The following is a 19,075-nucleotide window of genomic DNA, read 5'->3' on the forward strand; positions in this document are numbered from 1 at the left end:
GTAGTTTTTTTAGGAATTACTGGCTATGCGGATTATTGCTGAATGCGGCAAGGCTCCTTTTCTCAAGCGTGCTCCTTCTTCCCGGTCACAAAGTAGATCAGCGCCAGCACTGGCAGTGCCAGCCCGATTAGGGTTGTCAGACTCCAGCCGCCATAAGCGTACGCCCAGCCCCCGAGTGATGATCCCACGGCGCCTCCAATGAAGAAGATCGCCATGAACAAGCCGTTCAGCCGCCCCCGGGTCTCATTGCCCAGTGAATAGATCGCCCGCTGCCCCAGCACCAGGTTACCGGACACGCTCATATCGAGCAGAATCGCCGTCAGCACCAGCAGGCCTAGTGTAAGATTAGAGGAATCCCGCAGCAGATAGGCTAGGATAAAGGAGAGAACGGCCAGTGAAATGCCAAGACCGGTCAATAACCGGGTCCAGCCCTTGTCAGCCAATCTGCCCGCAATCGGCGCGGCTGCAGCTCCGCCCACACCAGCCAGGGCAAACAGGGCAATTCCTTGCTGGGACAAATGAAACTCGCTGGACAGGTGCAAGGGAACGGTCGTCCAGAACAGACTGAAGGCGCCGAACAGGCTGGCCTGGTATAGAGCGCGGCGCCGCAGCACCGGCGTGTGCGTGAGCAATGTGCCCAGAGAGCGGAGTAATTGTCCGTATCTCAAGCCGGGAGCGGGCTTCCGGGCGGGCAGAACACGGGATAGGAGCAGCGTCAGCAGCGCAGTAACGACAGCCGAGACCATGAAGATGGATTGCCAGCCCCAGAGTCCGGCCATGAAGCTGGCGACCGGGCGGGCGAACATAATACCCAGCAGCAGTCCGCTCATTACATTGCCTACTACGCGGCCGCGATCTTCCTCTGTGGCCAGATAGGAGGCATAGGGCACTAGGACCTGCGCTGCTACCGAGCCCAGTCCGATCAGCAAGGAAGCGGCCAGGAACAGCGGTGCATTTGGTGCCAGGACGGACAGCACCAGGGCAGCCACAACCAGAATCAGCGACATCACCGTCAGACGGCGGTTCTCAATAATATCGCTGAGGGGGACAATGAACAGCAGTCCGGCTACGTAACCGATCTGCGTCAGGGTAACGATTAGCCCTGCCGCTCCGGCCGACAGATGAATCGCCTGCCCGATGGGCCCAACCAGCGTCTGGGTATAATAGAGATTCGCCACGATCAGTCCGCAGGATACGGCTAGCAGAAATGTGATCCAGCCGGGAACAGCCTTGGCGGCTTCAGCGGAACCTGCTTGTTGTTGCACCCTAACTCCAGCCTTCATTTGAAACTCCACCTTCCATTTTTTAAATACTGAACGATAAGTTCACTAATTAGTTATGAACAAATAATATACTAAACGTTCAGTATTGTAAATAGGCGGTTTTATGGTATACTCCAATTAGAGTTGAACCAGCACTGTCAGGAGGAATCACCATGGAGAAAAAAAGAGGCCGTCCGCGCAACACCGAGGCCAAGAATGCTATTCTGAACGCTTCATATGAATTATTGCTGGAGACCGGCTTCGGCGCAGTTACCGTGGAGAAGATTGCAGAGCAGGCCCAGGTCAGTAAGGCAACGATCTATAAATGGTGGCCGAATAAAGCGGCGGTAGTGATGGACGGATATCTGTACGCTGCTAACGCCAGACTTCCGATCCCCGATACCGGTTCCGCCAAAGAGGACATTCTGATTCATGCAGGAACGCTCGCACAGTTCCTCACCAGCCGGGAAGGTAAAGTCATTACGGAGCTGATCGGTGAAGGGCAGTCCGATGCCGGACTGGCGGAGGCGTACCGGAGCAGATATTTCGGGCCGCGCCGCCAGGAGGCCTGGAAGCTGTTCGAACGGGGGATTGCCCAGGGGGAACTGAAGCAGGGACTCGATATCGGAAGTTGTATTGATCTCGTCTATGGCCCCATCTTCTACCGTCTGCTGCTGACCGGAGGAGAACTGAGCGAAGACTCCGTCAGAGCCCTGGTGTCACTTGCCCTTCAGGCGCTTGAGGCTTGAGGTTCCTCACCTCTGCTGAACAACAACATTTATAACGAGCACCCCCTTTCTAAAAGGGTCCCGCCATTTCAGAAAGAGGGTGCTATGATTGAATTTTAGCGAGTTGCAGGCTTAAACATGTACCCCATCTTTTTCAAATAGGGGTTCAGCTTGTCAAGTAGCGCAGTCTGTTCTGCAATCCTATCATCCGGTATACGATCCAACTGTCTGCCGTCCGGTCCGGTGAGTGACGCATTGTACTCCTTCCATTCCTCTATCAACAGTTGGACATTAGCCAGTTCCTCCCCGCTAAAAGTCTGTTCTGCCTTATCCAGCAACTGGTCACTGAAAGCGGCGAAATCAGAATCCGTCATAGTTGTTGCTGTGAGTGGAGCTGCAGCCTGATCGAGCTTGGTATTAAATGGCTTAACTTCAGCAGCCAGCTCCTTATAGCGTATCAAGTCTGCATCACTCAGCTTATCGAATTGCAGCACGCCCTGCTCATCTGCAATCTGCAGATTATAGACGGCTAACTCATGCAGCAAAGAGGTTAAGGCTTTGAAATCTTCCTCACTCAAGCTGGACTTTGACTGCTGAAGCTTAGCCTCAAGCCGATCATATTGCTGCTGGGCACCCTCAATCTTTGCCAAGTTATCCTGTGAGCCATATAGAGTATCCGCCAGATAGTTATAACCGGCATAAGCTCCGGTAGGAATAATTAAGGTCGCTGCTATTATAGCTGCCACCAGCCATTTTTTCATACGTCTACCTCCTTGTCCTGTTGGAATTCTGTCCAGAATCTTCTCTTTCAGTTCGGGGGGAGCATGTACATTCCCGGCTTCTTCCTGAAGAGCGCACCGTAAATCATGTCCTAGACTCATACAGCTCCTCCACCTTCCCCAATTTGATTGTATCCGCCTGATGCTTCCGTCTTAGCTTCTGCAGTGCGGCATGAAGCCGTGATTTCACCGTCCCGAGCGGGATCTGAAGAATTACCGATATCTCCTCCTGTGAGTACTCATGCAGGTAATGTAGAATAATGACTTGCTTCAGCTTATACGGCAAACGGCTAACCCCTTCGGTAAGTACCCGGTTTGTCATCCGCTCTACGACATCGCTGGAGAAATCCTGTACCATAGTCTCACTGGTCTGCTCCGCTTTGTTCATAATCCGCAGATGTCTCCAGTTTCTGCGCCTGTAAGCATGGACCTGCCGCATCGTGAGCCCCATAAGCCAGGGTCTAAAGGCTTGTGTCCTGTCAAATCTCCTTAGTGAGCGGTGCAGCTCAATATAAATTTCCTGTACAACATCCTCTGCATCTGAAAGCCCGGTAACGAGGAAACGCACGGTCTTATAGACATCATGAATGGTTGCCTCATATAACTCACCGTATGCTTCACGGCTGCCGGCTAGCGTGAGCTTGATGAGCTGCGAGTATGGATCAGTTGTCTTCATCCGTTATTCCCCCTTCAGGCTTACACTATTTATTGGAGGGATTCCGAGTTTTCGTTCGTTTTATTTTTGTTTTTGGGCTGTAACAGGCTTGTCTTATCTTTGTTAACAGAACGTGACCCGCGGGCGGAGTTTTTCATTTATAATACAAGAGATTGGAATTTCCAGACACCGGAGGTTATCTTATGAAAAAATTAATTACTGCTGCCGCTATTGCCCTGCTCCTCGCAGGCCATGCGGCGGGTTCATCCATAGATATTGCCCATTCTGCTGCTGCCCCTCTATCCCTTGTTGTGGACGGACAAGCCGTTCTCCCCGGGGCTCCCCCCTTCCACTCAGGCGGCACATTATACGTACCAGCCCGCACGCTGCTGGAATACTACCCGATAGAGCTGCAATGGAATAACACTCTCAAGCAACTTACTCTGTTCACGAGCTGGGACAAGACTATTCTTACGCCCGGTAGCGCCTCCAAACAAGTGACTTATACGCAAACGGATGGAGGATATCAAGAGGAGCTGGACTCTCCTGTGTTACTGAAGGCAGGCCGTGTATATATCGCGGCAGCTACCTTGGACTCCCTTACAGGAGCTGTTACAGAGCTGAATCCGGGAGGAAGCCGGGTTAACATTACCCCGGGCAGTCTTAGCACAACAGTAAGAGTACCCGCTGCCCCCCTTGCCGTTGCAGAGAATAACCCCAAGGTGAAGCTGTACGCCGCGCTCAAGGACGGCAATACCTACAAAGGATTCCTCCTTGAAGTGAACGGGAAAAAACAGCGCTTCAACTGGAATGTATCCAGAGACTACTCGCACCCGCCTCAGCTCTTCTATGCCGATGTAGATTCGGACGGCAAACCGGAGGTCACGGTTGTGTTCACCCTGGGAACCGGGACCTCGCTGGTCGCACAGGAGGTTCATGTGGTTAAGCCGGAACAGTGGAAGGAAATATCGGTGCCTGCTGCGGACAAAGCAGCCTCTGCTGTAGTATCTTCCAGTATTTCGCTGGATAAGGACGATGTCCTGCTGAAGCTTGAGCTTACAGGACCCAAGCCGTCCAAGGTGACGCTCAGACTCCCGGACCGTGCTGAGGACGGCATGAAGTATTTCGGCAGCAAAGCGGCCATTGGCGCAGTGACCTACTACTCAGTAGAGAATAACAAGCTGCTCGCAGATACCAGCCTGATGGTCGGGACGACCGAGAGTGTCGGTACCCTGAAGCTGGAGTATAAGGCAGGCAAGACGGGGATGGAGCTGGGGTCTATTGCTTTTGAGCCGGATGAACGCGGTGAAGCCATTGTGGAGTAAAAATCCGCCGCTGGAAGGAGAGGCTTGCAAATGATTGATGCCCATATTCATCTAGACCAATACGAGGATCAAGTAGTGTCCTCCATGCTGGAGGGACTGCGGGAGCAGGGCATTGAGGCCCTGATCGCCGTCTCGATGAATCTCGCTTCGAGCAAGCGAACGCTGGAGTTAGCAGCCAGCTATCCGGGCCTCGTGAAGCCTGCGTATGGCTTCCATCCAGAGCAGGCGCTGCCTACGGAGGAAGAGCTGAATTCGCTGCTGAAATGGATTACAGACCATGCGGACAATATGGCCGCTATTGGTGAAATCGGCCTTCCCTACTACTCCCGGGCCGAAGCAATCGCACGCGGTGAGGGCTGGGAGATGGAACCCTATCTCGGACTGCTGGGCAGACTTCTCAGGCTAGCTGCCCATTTAGCCAAGCCGGTTGTACTGCATGCTGTCTATGAGGATGCGTGGACCGTATGCGATCTGCTGGAGCAGCATGGCCTTACGCAGGCCCATTTCCACTGGTTCAAGGGGCCCGCTGCTACCGTTGACCGGATGATTAGCCGCGGTTACTACATTTCCTTCACTCCCGACATCCTCTATGAACCGGAGATTCAGGAGCTGGCACGCCGCTACCCGCCGGAGCTGGTCATGGCAGAGACAGACGGCCCATGGCCGTTTGAAGGACCATTCACCGGACGCACCACCCATCCGGCTATGGTCCATGACGTTGCCGCCGCCTGGGGGGCGCTGCATGGATATTCTGTTACCGAAGCCAGAGCGAAGCTGACGGCGAATACGGTGCGATTTTATGGGCTATAGGTATAGGGCCGCACTAATTATGTAGGACATCAGACCGGATTATGTGCAGGCGAAATGCTTAAGTGTATTCGGTACAACTAAATCGTTTGACTTACTGCCGAATAGCCGTTTAGTTGTATTTCATATATCTATAATGCCTCATTATCCGGGATCTCGCCCACTCGGGCAAATTTAGTTGTACAAACTACAGTTAGAAGAGGAAATCCTTCCTTTTGGCTGTTTTTAAATGTATAGAATACAACTATCCCCGAATGTCCAATATGTCCGCTTCGAACCCGGTCTTTGAAGATGTTTCTATTGCAAAGTAAGAAGACGCTGGTAGGCGCGCGCATGATTTTAAGAGGGAAATTCCGGACTATCCGTTTGCGGCCAGCTGATCAAGAAAAGCTAAATAGGCAGCCACCACATTGGTCGGCTGCCTTCTTGAATTTAGCTTACACAGGCATCCGCCGGATCAATACTTCATCTTCTTTGAACTCCATGACATAAATATCCGGCTTGGTCGTCTGCAGTAAGAAGTCCAGACCATATTCCGGGGAGAAATGGCCCATCATCAAGGACATCACCATGCCATGGGTGCCGATGGCCACTTTTTTCCCAGCATGGGTCCGCAGAACGTCCTGCAGCGCCTTCACTGCACGTGCCTGGCACTCCCGGTTGGATTCCCCGCCCGGCAGGGCGTAATCCGGATCGGTGTACATCTTCTGGAGTACTTGGTGTAAATCTTCGTCAGATAGCTGCTCGTTACCCTCCATCCAGACCTTTTCTCTCAGATCATCGATCAGAATGATTTCCTGCTCCAGTTGATCCGCCAAATCCGCAATTGTATTAACCGCCCGGATATACGGGCTGCTGTACAGCACATCTATCCCTTCATCCTTCAGGCATTCTGTGACCCGCAGGGCATCCTCCTCCCCCTTGGGCGACAGGCCGCGCGTCCATTCATCCACCCCGGTACGCAGCGAATCCCCGTGCCTTACCATATAGATATAAGTTGTCATAAGCTCCTCCTGTTCGTCCATACAGAAATTAGTGATCTATCAACCTTCTCAGCTACTCTCTACTGCCGGATGGGCGGCTTCCGCTTTAGACCTCGCCATCGGCCAGAGCTGCCGGCCAAACACCACACCTGTCAGACCCAGAAGCACCTGCAACAAGCCAATGTTGACAAAAATACGGGCCGGACCTGCATATTGCACCAGCACGCCGCCCAGCAGAGGCGCTACAATCATTACCGCGCTGAGTACGGTATTCTGGATGCCGAAGATACGGCCGGTCATGTGCGGCGGGGTTTCTTTTTGCAGACAATAATTGAACGTAACCATAAACATGCCGTTGCCGATCCCCAGCACAAATCCGATGAGCAGCACCCACAGCATCGATGCCCCCGGCCTAAGCAGACCCAGCGCGGCAATCGACCCGCCAATCAGCACGTACCCGAGGCCCAGCTTCCAGCCATACCGGCCTTCGGATTTCAGCTTGTTCAGAATCAGAATAATCAGCACGGCTCCAGCTCCCGTTGCGGCAACCATCCAGCCCAGCAGCGCTTCCCGCTCCGGGGCGAATATCCTGAACAGACTGGTGAACTGAAAATCAACCACCTGAATGACCATTGCTCCGGCAATTCCGAACAACATCGCAGTCAACAGCAGCCGGCTGCGCAACAGAAAGCCCCAGCCTTCCCGCCACATGGTGAGAAGCGGAATCTTACCTTGCTGCGCTTCAGACAGCTTTCTGTCTGCTTCATCCGTGCGGATATTCTTGACAGACAGCAACAGCAGGTAAGAACAGCCGCGCAGCAAGGCATTGAGCAGGATACACCACTGCGGCGTAAGGAAGGCGAGGGCCAGACCTCCGAGCAAGGGACCTGCGATTTTGGAGCCCTGGTTGACCAGTCCGTTGAGTGATGAGGCTTGCAGCAACTGGTCTTCTCTCACGAGACTGCGAGTCAGAGACTGCTGGGCCGGCATATTCAGTGTGGACAGCGCGGAGCGCAGGGCCAGCAGCGGCAGCAGCCAGACCATACTCGGCGCGAACAGCACCAGTAGGGTCAAGAGCGCGGTCAGCAGGTCGCAGGTACGCATCAGCTTCAGCTTGTTCATCCGGTCGGCGGCCGCGCCGGCAACCGAGCCGAGCAGAATGCTCGGCAGCGCCAGCGCTACCGGTATGAGCGCCAGCATCAGCGGGCTGGCCTGCCAGCGGTAGCCAACCAGCACCTGAATGGCTATCGCGTCGAACCAGTCGCCGAAGCTCGCCGTGGCAAAAGCGCTGTACACCCGCATATACGTTTTGTTATGAAGCAGGCTGTTCCCCTGCTTGGTTGATTGTTCCATCTGACATTCCTCCAGGTTACATAAGATCGTAGATGAAGCTCCATCTATGATTCTAAAGTAACGGAGAATTGTCAGAGAATTATCATGGGGTCTCCAGCAGCGGCAGCAGGATGTGTTCCAGGGTGTGTTCCAGTCTGGCCAGGCCACAAGCTTCAAGCTCGGCTACAAACAGGCTGTTATACTTTCGGTCCGAGGCACTTCCGCTCACGAACATCCGGCAAAAATGATGAATCTTGTACAGCGCATAGAAGCGCAATGGCACGAATCCCGACATATCCAGCACCTGCAATCCCTCATGGATAAGCCGCTCCCCCTCTATCCACTGTTCACGCTGCAGCTTCCAGAGTCCCTTCACGACCTTGTAATTGCCAATCTCCCGCAAAAAAGGCTTGTCCTGCAAAATCCGGCTGACAGCTTCATCCATCCGTTCGAGCTCTTCATCGCAAGCTCCCGCTGAGAGATGGATGAACAGCTCCGTGATTACCGTGACCGGGATGAAATTCTCGAAGCCGGGTTCGGAAATGACCTGGTAGGAACGCGTCAGACGTTCCAGCGCTTTTTCCGGCTGGCCTGCAAGGGTGTACATGTCCAGCATCGTGAGAATCTCCAGCTCCAGCTGCTCCGGCGGGTTCAGCAGACTCCGCGCAATCAGGCGCTCGGCGTACGCCACCTTCTCCCTGGGATCACCAATGAAGAAGTAGAACAGATTGAGGTAAAAGAGCCGGTCCTTTAACGGAATCTCGTCCGTATGAATCAGCCACTCCAAATCGCCCTGGACAAAATGAATAACCATAGAATAATGCGCGTCCAGCTCGTAGCCGAGGATGTCCTGCTGGCGGGCAAGGGTGAGCATGGAGTTCCCCTGGCCGTAGACATGGAACTTCATGAACACCTCTCGCATCGTGTCACGCAGCTCCGGGTCATTCGTTGCCGGATTCACAGCCACGCCCGCAAGGCTGCCCGGGATTGCCAGACTGTACCCGAATCCGCGAATCGTCTTAATGTCAATCCCACCCAGTAGACGCAGCTTCTTGCGCAGCCGGTAGATATGATCGTCAACGGTCCGTTCCACCGGATATTCCATCGGCCACACTTTATCCAGCAGCTGCTCCCGGCTGAAGGTCCGCCCCCGGTTACGGTACAGAAACTGCAGCAGTGCGAACTCCTTGGGCAGCAGCTCTACCGTTAATCCTCCGGCGGATACCTTAAATTCACTTCCGTTCAACTCCAGATGCATGGCCGTGCCTCATTTCTTCTGATTTCTTTCATAAGAGAAAGTATACATCATGCGTTGACTTTATTTAAGTACTCGCAACTGGTTAAGGCGGCCTGGCTCACGCACCAGCGCTTTTTTGATTACATTTCGCCTACGCGCCGTCCCTCGGTCCCATTGTGATCGGTTTTTCGATTACATTTCGCCTACGCGCCGCCCTCGGTCCCATTGTGATCGGTTTTTCGATTACATTTCGCCTACGCGCCGCCTTCGGTCCCGTTGTGATCGGTTTTCCGATTACATTTGGCCTTCGCGCCGCCTTCGGTCCCGTTGTGATCAGTTTTCCGATTACATGCCTGTAGACCGAAAAATCCCCCTGCAGTTGCTGCTGCAAGGGGATTCATAGTTGCTCTAAGATGCTCTCAGCTGACTAGCCTGCCATATTATTAATGGAGTCCTGCTCCGAGAACACCGAGATATGATCTACCGTCCCTGTGGATTCCGGGATGATGAATTTGAGCTGATACTGCTTGTTGGCCTGATAAATATAGATGTTATGCTCGCCATTCACAGTAGTATCATCCGGCTTGCCGAGGACTTCTTCAATCTGCTCCAGTGTGAGGTTACGCAGGTCCGGGGCGCTGGAGCGCACATCGAAAATCTTGCTGCCCTTATTGAAGCCGATTACCACCTGCTTGCCCGAATATGTGGAATAGATCCCTTTGCCTGCCGATTCCTTGAGGTCCGGCTCTCCCCACGCGGCTTCCACCTCATCAATAAGTCCGGTGTGTGCAGCATATTCGACACCGGGCACCTTGCCCTGCTTGGCAAGCTCCAGCAGTTCCTTCAGCTGCTTGCTCCGTTCCTGCGGGGTGGCGGGAGCTACGGTATCTGCTTCAGCCCCTGCAACCTCAGTAACCGTAGACTCTGATGAGGCTCCGGCTGCGGCTTCAGAGTCAGCAGTTACAGGCTCTGCGCCCGCAGCAGCACCTTCATCTGTACCGGATTCGCTTACCTGCGCACCTTTTGCTGCCGATGAAGCGCTATCCCCTGGCTGCACAGTTGCTGTAGCCGTAGCCGTATTGTTATACGATGGTTCCGTTTTGCCGGAATTACAGGCTGTAAGGCTGAGCATCGCCCCAACGATAAGAATACCTGTGATTGTTCTAATTGCTGTAGTCATGCCGCCATCTCCTTCGTTATGGGAAACATCCTCTTTTGTCTAAACTGTACCCTATGACGAAGTGCCTGTAACAAAGGTTGCAGGCGCAGACCTCCTGATCCAGGTATTATACGCATTGCCTTATGCTATGAATTTCCCTGTCTGATCACGGTCCAGCGCCGTTTTGTTCACCACATAAGTTCGGGCCATCAGATCATGCAGCGCCCGCTTGCGCTGGGTGAATGCGACGAACAGGCAATCCACAATCACTACCCAGCCAAAAAACACATTTATATCGGCCGCAAGCGGACTCCAGTTCACGAGACTGCTTGGTATGGCAGATAACGCCTCGGTATTCAGACTCACAACCACTGCCAGGAAGCTGTTAACAATAAAAAAACTATCCCTGATCAAAGCCTGCCGGAGCACCGGATATCTTCCATTCTCATCAACGATTCTTGCCCCCAGAAGCAGCCTGCCCGGCGTCCCGCCGTATCGGACAACCATAAATATATTGAACACCATAAGCAGTGCAAACTGTATAAAAAGCGGGAATGCTGACCCTGCCGACTCTGCCGCCGGCACTGAAATCCTGGTCAGTAAATAGGTAGGAAGAATAAGAATAAGTGAGTCAATGATATTAATCAGCACTCTTTTCCAAAAGCCTACAAATTCATATACATTAAGCTGCTCCTCGATCCACGGCTCCATACTTTCACCCCTTACGCAAAAGTAGTCCATCATTCATGCCCATATCCATAACCCTGGCAGCACAATCAGCAGCAGCGCAACGGCAATGAGACTCCGGGTCAAACCCGGGTTAAGCTTGCGGTTCTTCTCTGATTGGTACCAGCCTTTGAACTGCCAATAGTTGCGGTACATCACAAAGAACACCAGCAGATTACCAGGTACGGCAGTGTACAGGAAGCCTTCCCTTCCATATGCCATTTTGAATATCCACTGCTCCACGCCTCCTAGCACAAGCAGCGTAAGAATGAGCAGAATCACCAGACGCACCATCTCTACAATAAAAGTTGCCAATTTGCCCATGATGTCCTCCCGTATAATCGAATTAATCACTCGTTCCCAGCACACTCTTCCCCTGCACATACCTGCACATACCTGCCCACATGCTGCAAAATCTCACGATTCTGCTGCACGATGATCCGCTTAGCCTGATACTCCTCGGTTAATGCCATGATTGCAGGAATACCCTCCCTCCTGAAGCTGCGGTTCCATTCCAGCAGCATGATCCGGAGATACTTGAACGACTGCTTATAATTCCCCTGCTCCAGCCCCAGTCTGGTCTTCATGAACCTGCGGATGACCCGGGCATCCTGTACATAAGCCTTAGGCTGAATCAGAAAAATCAGATCCGCTTGCCGGAAGCTTTCTGTTCCCCATTTGTAATGTACGCCCTCTATAATCCACGACTCCGCATCCATAGCTTCCGCGAGCTTGGCATCCCGCACCTCCGGGGAGTTCTTGGTATTGTCCCTGCGATCCCAGACAAAATTATCCGTCTCATAGCAAGGAATTCCGTAACTTTGAGCTAATTTCCGGGCGATATATGTCTTCCCGCTCCCGCAGCCGCCTATAATCCGTACTCTAATCTTCAGTCCCTCCCCTGGAAGATCAAGAATATAACAAATCTCTCTCATATTACTATTCTCTATGTATCCTGTCACTCTACTCCACCCGGTTAAACATTTGAAGCCAGCCGATCAATGTTTGATAGGCTGGCTTCTGGAGCCGCAGTGTATGGCGGCATCTTGGTTGGATAATCCCTGGCTGGTGCAGCAGTATCCTGCTGCTTTACAGCTTCACTGCTCCCTCTTTAGCGTTCCAGGTGAACGGCAGGCCGAACAGCGGCGTTAAGCTGCCCAGCGGAATGTACAGGCGGCCGTCTACACTTTTGGAGGCTAGCATCTCCACTGTTTTGCCGTTCACTTTGGCTTTCGTGCTAAGCGGCTTGTGAACTGCTGTATTCTTGCCTATTGTGATGATAAGCGCTCCGGTTCCCGCCTCCTGCATCAGGCTTCCGCCCAGCAGCTTCACGGATTCACTCAGTGGAATATACACCCGCGAATCCTCCAGCAGGAAGGAATTCTTCACTTGCAGCTTCTCCCCGCCCTTGACAAAAGCTCCCGCAATCATTGTAGATCCCATACGGTAGCCGTTCTTCTCGGCAATGGCCGCCATCTCAAGCCCGGAGGTTGTAATGATGACCCGGGTGTTCTTCGCAATCTTCGGATACAGCCAGTGAATATCATCATTGTGCATGCGGATGCATCCGGCGCTGACATATTTACCGATAGAGGATTCATTGTTGTTGCCGTGAATGGCATAGGTGGTGCCGTAAGTGTCATTGACCTCCAGCCCCAGCCAGCGGTCCCCCAGCGGATTGGCCGGATCTCCTCCGGGAATCTTATCCTTGTAGTAGGGTCTGTTCTTGATTTTGACCACCATCTTGAAGCTGCCTTCAGGCGTCAGGCTTTTCGTTTTGCCAGTAGCGACCGGAAAAACCTTCACCAGCTTGCCATCGCTGTAATACGCCAGTTTGTTCGTTTTTTTGTTCACAATGATCAGATCTGAGGAAGACGATGCCGCCGCGGCCGATCCTGTGAAGCATGCGGTCAAAAGCATTACAAATACCAGTGTAAATGCGATGCTTTTGGGAAAATACATTTGAATCCGGCTTGCCTGTTCACGCTGACTCATAGTTGCCCCCACCTCCAGGTTATGGATGATTCTGGATTGTCTTTTCTACATAGACGTTCATTTGCCGCAATAGTTGCACAGCAGCCTGTACCTATTCTTATCAACTCGTCCCGCCCGGAGTGACGCAACGTTTGCAATATTGTAACCGTTCTTGGCGGAAGCGCCTCAATTGCACCCGAGGCATGAATATTCGCCAGTCCCATCAGAGATAATAAGCCCGCATGACCATAACACCCATCTCAAGGAGGCCAAAAATAGTGAATACCAACTCATCTGCACAGATCCGGGAATGCGAGCAAATCGTTCAGCAGCTGATGGCACAGACCCAGCAGGGAACGCAGAATTACCAGCAGCTTCTTCAGCAGGAGCAGCAGGATGCCGCCAAGCTCCAGGAGCTTAGCCAGCATAACAGCAAGGCCATTCAGATGATCCAGCAGGCGCTGCAGGGCCATCAGACCGCGATGCAGCAGCTAGAGCAGATCTCGCAGTCGGTCAGATCGATGGAGCAGTTCCCGCAGACTTCCGGCTTCAATACCCATACAAGCATTCCAAGCTTCAATTCCGGGAACCAGATGGGACTAATGCATTCTATGGGACAGAGCCAACCAATGGGGCAAAGCCACAATACAGGAATGGGAGGGTATAACTCTTCCTTCAGCCCGTCCTTCACTTCAAACAGCCAGCCGGTGAACTCACTGCATAGCCCGATTAATGCGGGGATCAACCACCAGCCGATGCATACGCCAATGCAGACACCAATGTCCGCAGGCTCCTCCTATAACACTCCAATGAATCAGGGACGAAGCTTCCAGTAGGAAGCGCGGGGAGCATATACGATTATATTTCGAAAAAGGGTTCTCTCAGACCGCAGCAGCGGAAGCTGAGAGAACCCTTTTGGCGTACGCGCCCCGCCATGAACGGTCTGCTCTTCGTCTAGACTACCAGCCTGCCCGTCTTCTCCGCCAGCCCAACCGTCGCTTCCACCCCGGAGTTGAACTCCAGATAATCGCTCTCCACTCCATCGCTGAAGATCACGCCGTCCTCCGGCATCTGCGAAGTGATGCGCAGCGGCAGACTGCTGCTGATTCTCCCGAATACCAGCTCTGCTGAAGTCGTCCGGCTTGGAAAAGGCTCCCGCACGGTGAAATACAGCTCGGGATGATTCCAGGCCAGCCCGCTGCCCGCGCTAACTGCGGCAATCTCCGCAGACACCCGGGCTGTCCGTTCAACCTCTGCATCCTTCATTTGTGCGGCACGGCTGACGATTCCTGCGGCTCCGGCGAGCACACTCTTGAGCCAACCCGTGGAGCCCAGGCCAGTCGAGACAATGATGCCGCTGGAGGATTGCTGCTCCAGCTGCCCGTTCAGCTCCAGCTGATACCGGGCTGAGACATGGGTCCGGCGGCCGATGAACAGATCGTTCACCCCGTATAGGCTCTGGCCGTCATTCAGCTCCACCTTGGCAAGGGTAACCTCACGGACCTGGCGCTGGGCGCGCAGCACCTCACTCACCACTTGCCGCACCTCCTTGACCCTGAAGGGCAACAGCACGCCATCCCAGCGCAGCGGATCAGGATTCACCCCGATCAGCGGCTGCTCGTGAAGGTATTTCAGCGTGTTGGCAACCAGACCGTCCTGGCCCAGGACCACTACGGTATCCTCGGCCCCAAAGATGAAATTCGGCACATGCTGCCGCTCCAGCACCTGGAGCCGGCCGATGGCGCTGAGCTCGGTCACTGCGGTCTCCACGGCTTTGCGGTATTGGAAATCCTCGCTTAAGTAGTCGCTGAAATCGGCTCCCAGCCGTTCAATATAGAACTGGGCCTGCTGGATCGTATTGTAGCGGACCACAAGCTCCTCCAGGCGAGTCTTGCGTTTGATCAGTATGATTTTGTTCTCCGATCCCCGGCTGCTCATCGTCCGTTACCTCCTCTGTCTGCTCCGGCTCCGCCTCCTGCGGAACCGGCCATGATTCCTTGCAGCAGATCCGGCGTAATGTTAAGCTGGCCGATCTTCCCGGCGTTCTCCGCCAGCTCCTGGAAGGCGATGGCGATTAGCTTATCCGGGTTCATGCCTACATTCGTCAGCGCCTGCAGGACGTTAGGCGATACATTTTGCAGCGAATTCATTACCGCCGTCAGCTCGTAAGCCTTGGCATCTGCTTCGGCTCTCTTATTCGCTATGGCCAGCTCAATCAGCGCCTGCTTCTTCTCCTCCAGCTCCGTATCAAAAATCAGCTGCTCTTCCTTCATCTCATTCTGCTTCTGCTTCGCTGAACGGTCAGAGTCAAGCAGCGCCTCACGCATCTGTCTCTTCTTCGTCTGAACGGCGATCTCCGTATTCAGCTCATTCTCCTTCACCCGCCGCTCCTGCTCGATCGAAGCATTGCGCCGCTCATATAGCGCATTATCCGCGCTGCGGAGCATCTCCTCCCTGGCCTGCGCCTCCAAGGCCCGCAGCGTCTCCTTATTCGGTACAATTGCCAGAATGGACAAGCCCATCAGCTCAATGCCCAGCTTCTCAATCTCCGCACTCTGGCCGATTTCATGAGTAATCATCTTGGCAAGACGTTCACTCGACTGGATAGCCTCCTTCAGCGGGAGCTGCCCGAGCTGCTTCTTGGTCAGGACCTTGGCGATATTAATCACCCGCTGGGCCAGCTTGTGCGGATCGTCGGAGAGATAGGTGTTCTTTTTGAGATTATAGGTGTAGTTAAGGATCTGGGTGGTCTTGCGGTAATCGGCAATCCGGTAGGTCAGCTGTCCCTGGACGGTTACCGTCTGATAATCCGCCGTAATTTCCTCGAACATGAAGGGAACATCTATCGAAGAGACAGGCACCACAACCACCGAAGTCGTCGGCGCATAATAATGAAAAGAAAGCCCGACCCCTTCACGTACTACCTTGCCATTCTTCACCTTAAGCACATAATCACTGGGCTGAAATTTCACGAACCGGAATCCGAACATGGTCATTACCTCCTATGGGTTGTATTCTGAGTCATCTGCTAAGCAGAGGGGAACCCAGTTATTAATTAGTTGTTATTATTAATTTATTATTAACAACATCATAGCAGACTATGTTGATATTATCAATATGTCATTAACAAAACAAGCAATTTTTTTTGTACAAAATCAATTCCTGCATTGCGTTTTGTCTATTGAGTAACTCCTGACTATAATTTATGATGACTTCAACGAGAATGATTATCATTATTAGTAATTACACTACCTTTGGGAGGCATACATATCATGAACAAGGCAAGATCCACCTTAGCCATCCTGTGCATCATCTTCCTGATGAGCACCTTACTGCTCGGCTGCAGCAGCAATAAGGAGCAGAACAGCCAGGCATCGGCACCTACCGCCGCTCCTGCTGCGGAAGCTACTGCTGAAGCTTCGGCCACGGCTGCGGCTGTAGCTGCAACCCGATCATACACGGATTACAAAGGCCATACGGCGGAGATTCCTGTGCATCCGCAGCGGATTATCTACTCTGGAGAAACGTACGGCGATCTGACCGCAATCGGTGTACAGGCCATCGGCTATCCGCTCTCCATGGCTGAAGGCCAGGTATTCGAGGACAAGCTCACTGGCGTGGAAGATGTAGGATTCCCGATTAACCTGGAGAAGACGATTGAGCTTCAGCCCGACCTGATCATCTATGCCGGCATTGAGGAAGCAGATTACGAGGCTCTGTCCAAAATTGCTCCAACAATTATCTTCAACACCTTCGCCCCGCTGAAGGAACGGATGCTGGAAATTGGAGATATCCTGGGCAAGAAGCCTGAAGCGGAGGCTTGGCTGGCACAGTATGCGGCGAAGGAAGAGGCGATGTGGGCGCAGCTTAAGGCTTCGGGCATGAAGGACGGCGAGACGGCTTCCGTCTTCACTTATTATCCGGGAGACCGGCTGTTTGTAATGGCAACGACCGGCCTCTCGCAGGTGTTGTACGGAGAGCAAGGCTTCAAGCCTTCCCCAGCCATTCAACAGGTACTGGACGACGATATGGGCTTTCAGGAAATCTCGCTGGAGGTGCTGCAGGAATATGCCGGGGACCGGATCTTCCTCCTGACTCCGGTAGCGGAAGAGGCTAAGCAATCCACTGATAAGCTGCTGGAAAGCGCGGTGTGGACAAGCCTGCCCGCCGTCAAAAACGGCTTCGTCTACACACAGGACATCATGAAGACCTCCAGTGATGCTACTACAAGAGAATGGCTGCTCGGTGAGATTCCTGCCATGCTGGGCAAGCAATAGTCGCGGTGGCAGACAGACTGAAAAGCAGCTTATCAACGCCTGTTGATAAGCTGCTTTATTTTATATACAATATTGTTTATTGATAATCATTCTCAATATATTTCAATTCTGATCTGCCCTGAAAGGAGAACCAAGCCTTGCGCCAGCCTGCCCATCCCGCTCAACCTCTGTCGCCGCCCCCGCCTGCCCCTCTCCGTTCTCTGCTGTTTCAAATGAAGGGCATTGAGCTGGTGATGCAGAGCGCTGACACCGTTTCGGCCGTGCGGACTGCGGAGCAGCATACACTTCTGCTGTTTACAGGCGGACGCGGTGAACTCCGCATCACAGATCAGGTCACACTCTCTGTACATACGGACAAGTGTTGTCTGCTGCCTCCCGGAACCTCGTACAGTCTGGATAACCGGGAGCTGACGCTTTATTATTATGTGCTGACTTTTGCCGCTTTTACTACAGGGGATTCCCCTGCATTCTGCCTGGATGAACTGCTCCCGGGGCAAAAGGAGCTGATTGTCCACCCCTTCACCAGAGTGATCCGGCTGGCCGAAGAGCTGCTTGCACACCCTAACGGCGGGGATGACCTCCAGTATGTCAGACAACAGCTCCGCTTCCAGGAGCTGCTGCTCCTGCTGCTTGAACAGAACTACTCCACCCGCCAACTGCCTAGTCCGGCGCAATCGGTGGAGAGCACTGTACACTTCATGCAGCAGCATTATAGGGAGAGCATCACGGTGAAGCAGCTCGCGGAGCTGGCAGGTGTCTCCCCCTGGCAATACACTCCGATCTTCCAGAAACTGACCGGACAGCGCCCGCTCGATTATCTGACAGATGTGCGCATTGGGCACTCGAAGACTTATCTGCTTGAATCCTCTGAGCCGCTTCGCGAGATTGCCCGGCGGGTCGGCTTCTCCGACGAATACTACTTCAGCCGCCGCTTCCGGCAGAAGACGGGAGTGACTCCCGGGCAATATGCCCGTTCGCAGCAGCGCCGGATTACCGTCACGGACTGGACCGGACATTCGGTGGACATCCCGGAGCGTCCGAAGCGCGTTGTCTACCACGGGGAGACCCTGGGCGATGTGCTGGCACTGGGGGTGAAGCCTGTCGGCGGCGGCGAGGCGTTCGCCCGGGGCAGCGTCTATAGCCACCGGGTCAAGCGCTTAGCCAATGTGGGGTTTCCGCTGGACCCGCAGTTGACCCGTTCCGTCCGCCCTGACCTGATCATCCTCGCAAGCCCGGATGAACAGGTCTACCGCGGGGTATCCGGCATTGCGCCGTCCCTCACCTTCGACTCCTTCGCACCGCTGGAGCAGCGGCTGCGGACGCTGGGGGAGTGGCTCGGGAAGCAGCGCGAAGCTGAGGTCTGGCTGCAAGCCTACCATGCGAAGAACGCCGCCATGTGGCAGCGTCTGTACGCCGGAGGGCTGCGGGCTGGTGAAACAGCTTCGGCACTGTTCTATGACCATGGCAACCATCTATACGCCATGGGAATGACCGGCTTGTCCACGGCCCTGTATGCCCCTGGCGGCCTGCAGCCGACAGCGGCGATCAAGGACATTCTGGACAAGGACCTGGGGTTCCGCGAAGTGGACCCTGCGATGCTGCACAGCTACGCCGGGGACCGTGTCTTCATGCTGATTCCAGAGCGGGAGGACTCGCGGGAAGCCATGCAGGAGCTGCTCCAGACAGAGCTCTGGAGTAGTCTGCCTGCCGTGGAGCAGGGCCATGCCTACATGCTGGATGGAGCCAAATGGAATTCCGGCGATGCGCTGACCCGGGAGCGGCTGCTCACACTGCTGCCCAGACTGCTGGGCGCTCAGAAAGGGGAGTAGCC

At 53.8% G+C, this 19,075-nt stretch carries 19 protein-coding genes; 6 read left to right on the plus strand and 13 right to left on the minus strand.

The window, feature by feature from the left end; translation table 11 throughout:
• Positions 1 to 62: 62 nt before the first annotated feature.
• Positions 63 to 1,283, minus strand: coding sequence for an MFS transporter (locus C162_RS21090; RefSeq protein ID WP_036697344.1), 1,221 nt, complete (start codon positions 1,281 to 1,283; stop codon positions 63 to 65).
• 152 nt (positions 1,284 to 1,435) lie between these two features.
• Between C162_RS21090 and C162_RS21095 the strand changes: the two genes are divergently transcribed.
• Positions 1,436 to 2,011 (plus strand): TetR/AcrR family transcriptional regulator, encoded by a 576-nt coding sequence (locus tag C162_RS21095; protein ID WP_036697346.1) that lies wholly within the window; start codon positions 1,436 to 1,438, stop codon positions 2,009 to 2,011.
• A 95-nt stretch (positions 2,012 to 2,106) separates the two neighbouring features.
• Here the strand turns inward: C162_RS21095 and C162_RS21100 are convergent, their stop codons facing one another.
• On the minus strand, positions 2,107 to 2,751 hold the full coding sequence (locus C162_RS21100; RefSeq protein ID WP_036697349.1) for a DUF3600 domain-containing protein: 645 nt from the start codon (positions 2,749 to 2,751) through the stop codon (positions 2,107 to 2,109).
• 103 nt (positions 2,752 to 2,854) lie between these two features.
• Entirely contained in the window at positions 2,855 to 3,445 is a 591-nt protein-coding gene (locus tag C162_RS21105) for a sigma-70 family RNA polymerase sigma factor (protein WP_036697352.1), read from the minus strand.
• Positions 3,446 to 3,627: 182 nt separating this feature from the next.
• Between C162_RS21105 and C162_RS34545 the strand changes: the two genes are divergently transcribed.
• Both C162_RS34545 and C162_RS21115 read left to right on the plus strand, forming a co-directional pair.
• The gene (locus C162_RS34545; RefSeq protein ID WP_051493809.1) at positions 3,628 to 4,749 is read left to right on the plus strand and encodes a stalk domain-containing protein; all 1,122 of its coding nucleotides are present in this window, start codon (positions 3,628 to 3,630) and stop codon (positions 4,747 to 4,749) included.
• Positions 4,750 to 4,779: 30 nt separating this feature from the next.
• Complete coding sequence (locus C162_RS21115) at positions 4,780 to 5,559, plus strand: TatD family hydrolase (protein ID WP_051493810.1); 780 nt, start codon at positions 4,780 to 4,782, stop codon at positions 5,557 to 5,559.
• Between the two features lie 434 nt (positions 5,560 to 5,993).
• On the opposite strand, the gene C162_RS21120 is transcribed toward C162_RS21115, so the two are convergent.
• The 8 genes from C162_RS21120 to C162_RS34550 form a co-directional block, all read right to left on the minus strand.
• Complete coding sequence (locus tag C162_RS21120; RefSeq protein WP_036697355.1) at positions 5,994 to 6,560, minus strand: histidine phosphatase family protein; 567 nt, start codon at positions 6,558 to 6,560, stop codon at positions 5,994 to 5,996.
• 48 nt (positions 6,561 to 6,608) lie between these two features.
• Positions 6,609 to 7,892 carry an MFS transporter gene (locus C162_RS21125; RefSeq protein ID WP_051493811.1) on the minus strand — a complete coding sequence of 428 codons (1,284 nt, stop codon included), beginning with the start codon at positions 7,890 to 7,892 and terminating at the stop codon, positions 6,609 to 6,611.
• Between the two features lie 82 nt (positions 7,893 to 7,974).
• A complete protein-coding gene (locus C162_RS37365) occupies positions 7,975 to 9,129 on the minus strand; it encodes a winged helix-turn-helix domain-containing protein (RefSeq protein ID WP_036697358.1) in 1,155 nt (384 codons plus the stop codon).
• A gap of 406 nt (positions 9,130 to 9,535) precedes the next feature.
• Positions 9,536 to 10,288, minus strand: coding sequence for a YjgB family protein (locus C162_RS21135; protein ID WP_036697360.1), 753 nt, complete (start codon positions 10,286 to 10,288; stop codon positions 9,536 to 9,538).
• Positions 10,289 to 10,408: 120 nt separating this feature from the next.
• Positions 10,409 to 10,978: an RDD family protein gene (locus tag C162_RS21140; protein WP_036697362.1), complete on the minus strand. Its 570-nt coding sequence runs from the start codon at positions 10,976 to 10,978 to the stop codon at positions 10,409 to 10,411.
• A gap of 33 nt (positions 10,979 to 11,011) precedes the next feature.
• Positions 11,012 to 11,317 carry a hypothetical protein gene (locus C162_RS21145; protein ID WP_036697365.1) on the minus strand — a complete coding sequence of 102 codons (306 nt, stop codon included), beginning with the start codon at positions 11,315 to 11,317 and terminating at the stop codon, positions 11,012 to 11,014.
• A 26-nt stretch (positions 11,318 to 11,343) separates the two neighbouring features.
• Entirely contained in the window at positions 11,344 to 11,928 is a 585-nt protein-coding gene (locus tag C162_RS21150; RefSeq protein ID WP_235218489.1) for a hypothetical protein, read from the minus strand.
• 154 nt (positions 11,929 to 12,082) lie between these two features.
• Positions 12,083 to 12,988: a L,D-transpeptidase family protein gene (locus tag C162_RS34550; RefSeq protein ID WP_051493812.1), complete on the minus strand. Its 906-nt coding sequence runs from the start codon at positions 12,986 to 12,988 to the stop codon at positions 12,083 to 12,085.
• A gap of 257 nt (positions 12,989 to 13,245) precedes the next feature.
• Here C162_RS34550 and C162_RS36660 point away from each other — a divergent pair, with 257 nt between their 5' ends.
• Entirely contained in the window at positions 13,246 to 13,803 is a 558-nt protein-coding gene (locus C162_RS36660; protein WP_063829045.1) for a hypothetical protein, read from the plus strand.
• A 118-nt stretch (positions 13,804 to 13,921) separates the two neighbouring features.
• Here C162_RS36660 and C162_RS21165 read toward each other — a convergent pair whose 3' ends face one another.
• Both C162_RS21165 and C162_RS21170 read right to left on the minus strand, forming a co-directional pair.
• Positions 13,922 to 14,905, minus strand: coding sequence for a sugar kinase (locus C162_RS21165; RefSeq protein ID WP_036697368.1), 984 nt, complete (start codon positions 14,903 to 14,905; stop codon positions 13,922 to 13,924).
• A complete protein-coding gene (locus tag C162_RS21170) occupies positions 14,902 to 15,957 on the minus strand; it encodes an SPFH domain-containing protein (RefSeq protein WP_036697369.1) in 1,056 nt (351 codons plus the stop codon). The genes C162_RS21165 and C162_RS21170 overlap by 4 nt, the downstream gene beginning before the upstream one ends.
• A 282-nt stretch (positions 15,958 to 16,239) precedes the next feature.
• Between C162_RS21170 and C162_RS21175 the strand changes: the two genes are divergently transcribed.
• Positions 16,240 to 17,244: an ABC transporter substrate-binding protein gene (locus tag C162_RS21175; RefSeq protein ID WP_036697372.1), complete on the plus strand. Its 1,005-nt coding sequence runs from the start codon at positions 16,240 to 16,242 to the stop codon at positions 17,242 to 17,244.
• A gap of 137 nt (positions 17,245 to 17,381) precedes the next feature.
• Entirely contained in the window at positions 17,382 to 19,073 is a 1,692-nt protein-coding gene (locus tag C162_RS21180) for a helix-turn-helix domain-containing protein (protein WP_235218490.1), read from the plus strand.
• Positions 19,074 to 19,075: the final 2 nt, after the last annotated feature.

The organism is Paenibacillus sp. FSL R7-269 (assembly GCF_000517865.1).
GTDB lineage: Bacteria > Bacillota > Bacilli > Paenibacillales > Paenibacillaceae > Paenibacillus_AQ.

What these genes read in the sequence shown, in the direction of transcription:
- C162_RS21175 (WP_036697372.1), top strand. Translation starts at nt 16,240, where the DNA reads ATGAACAAGGCAAGATCCACCTTAGCCATCCTGTGCATCATCTTCCTG.
- C162_RS21150 (WP_235218489.1), bottom strand. Translation starts at nt 11,928, where the DNA reads ATGAGAGAGATTTGTTATATTCTTGATCTTCCAGGGGAGGGACTGAAG.
- C162_RS21125 (WP_051493811.1), bottom strand. Translation starts at nt 7,892, where the DNA reads ATGGAACAATCAACCAAGCAGGGGAACAGCCTGCTTCATAACAAAACG.
- C162_RS34545 (WP_051493809.1), top strand. Translation starts at nt 3,628, where the DNA reads ATGAAAAAATTAATTACTGCTGCCGCTATTGCCCTGCTCCTCGCAGGC.
- C162_RS21135 (WP_036697360.1), bottom strand. Translation starts at nt 10,288, where the DNA reads ATGACTACAGCAATTAGAACAATCACAGGTATTCTTATCGTTGGGGCG.
- C162_RS21090 (WP_036697344.1), bottom strand. Translation starts at nt 1,283, where the DNA reads ATGAAGGCTGGAGTTAGGGTGCAACAACAAGCAGGTTCCGCTGAAGCC.
- C162_RS21165 (WP_036697368.1), bottom strand. Translation starts at nt 14,905, where the DNA reads ATGAGCAGCCGGGGATCGGAGAACAAAATCATACTGATCAAACGCAAG.
- C162_RS21105 (WP_036697352.1), bottom strand. Translation starts at nt 3,445, where the DNA reads ATGAAGACAACTGATCCATACTCGCAGCTCATCAAGCTCACGCTAGCC.
- C162_RS21140 (WP_036697362.1), bottom strand. Translation starts at nt 10,978, where the DNA reads ATGGAGCCGTGGATCGAGGAGCAGCTTAATGTATATGAATTTGTAGGC.
- C162_RS21100 (WP_036697349.1), bottom strand. Translation starts at nt 2,751, where the DNA reads ATGAAAAAATGGCTGGTGGCAGCTATAATAGCAGCGACCTTAATTATT.
- C162_RS37365 (WP_036697358.1), bottom strand. Translation starts at nt 9,129, where the DNA reads ATGCATCTGGAGTTGAACGGAAGTGAATTTAAGGTATCCGCCGGAGGA.
- C162_RS21095 (WP_036697346.1), top strand. Translation starts at nt 1,436, where the DNA reads ATGGAGAAAAAAAGAGGCCGTCCGCGCAACACCGAGGCCAAGAATGCT.
- C162_RS21170 (WP_036697369.1), bottom strand. Translation starts at nt 15,957, where the DNA reads ATGTTCGGATTCCGGTTCGTGAAATTTCAGCCCAGTGATTATGTGCTT.
- C162_RS21145 (WP_036697365.1), bottom strand. Translation starts at nt 11,317, where the DNA reads ATGGGCAAATTGGCAACTTTTATTGTAGAGATGGTGCGTCTGGTGATT.
- C162_RS34550 (WP_051493812.1), bottom strand. Translation starts at nt 12,988, where the DNA reads ATGAGTCAGCGTGAACAGGCAAGCCGGATTCAAATGTATTTTCCCAAA.
- C162_RS21115 (WP_051493810.1), top strand. Translation starts at nt 4,780, where the DNA reads ATGATTGATGCCCATATTCATCTAGACCAATACGAGGATCAAGTAGTG.
- C162_RS21120 (WP_036697355.1), bottom strand. Translation starts at nt 6,560, where the DNA reads ATGACAACTTATATCTATATGGTAAGGCACGGGGATTCGCTGCGTACC.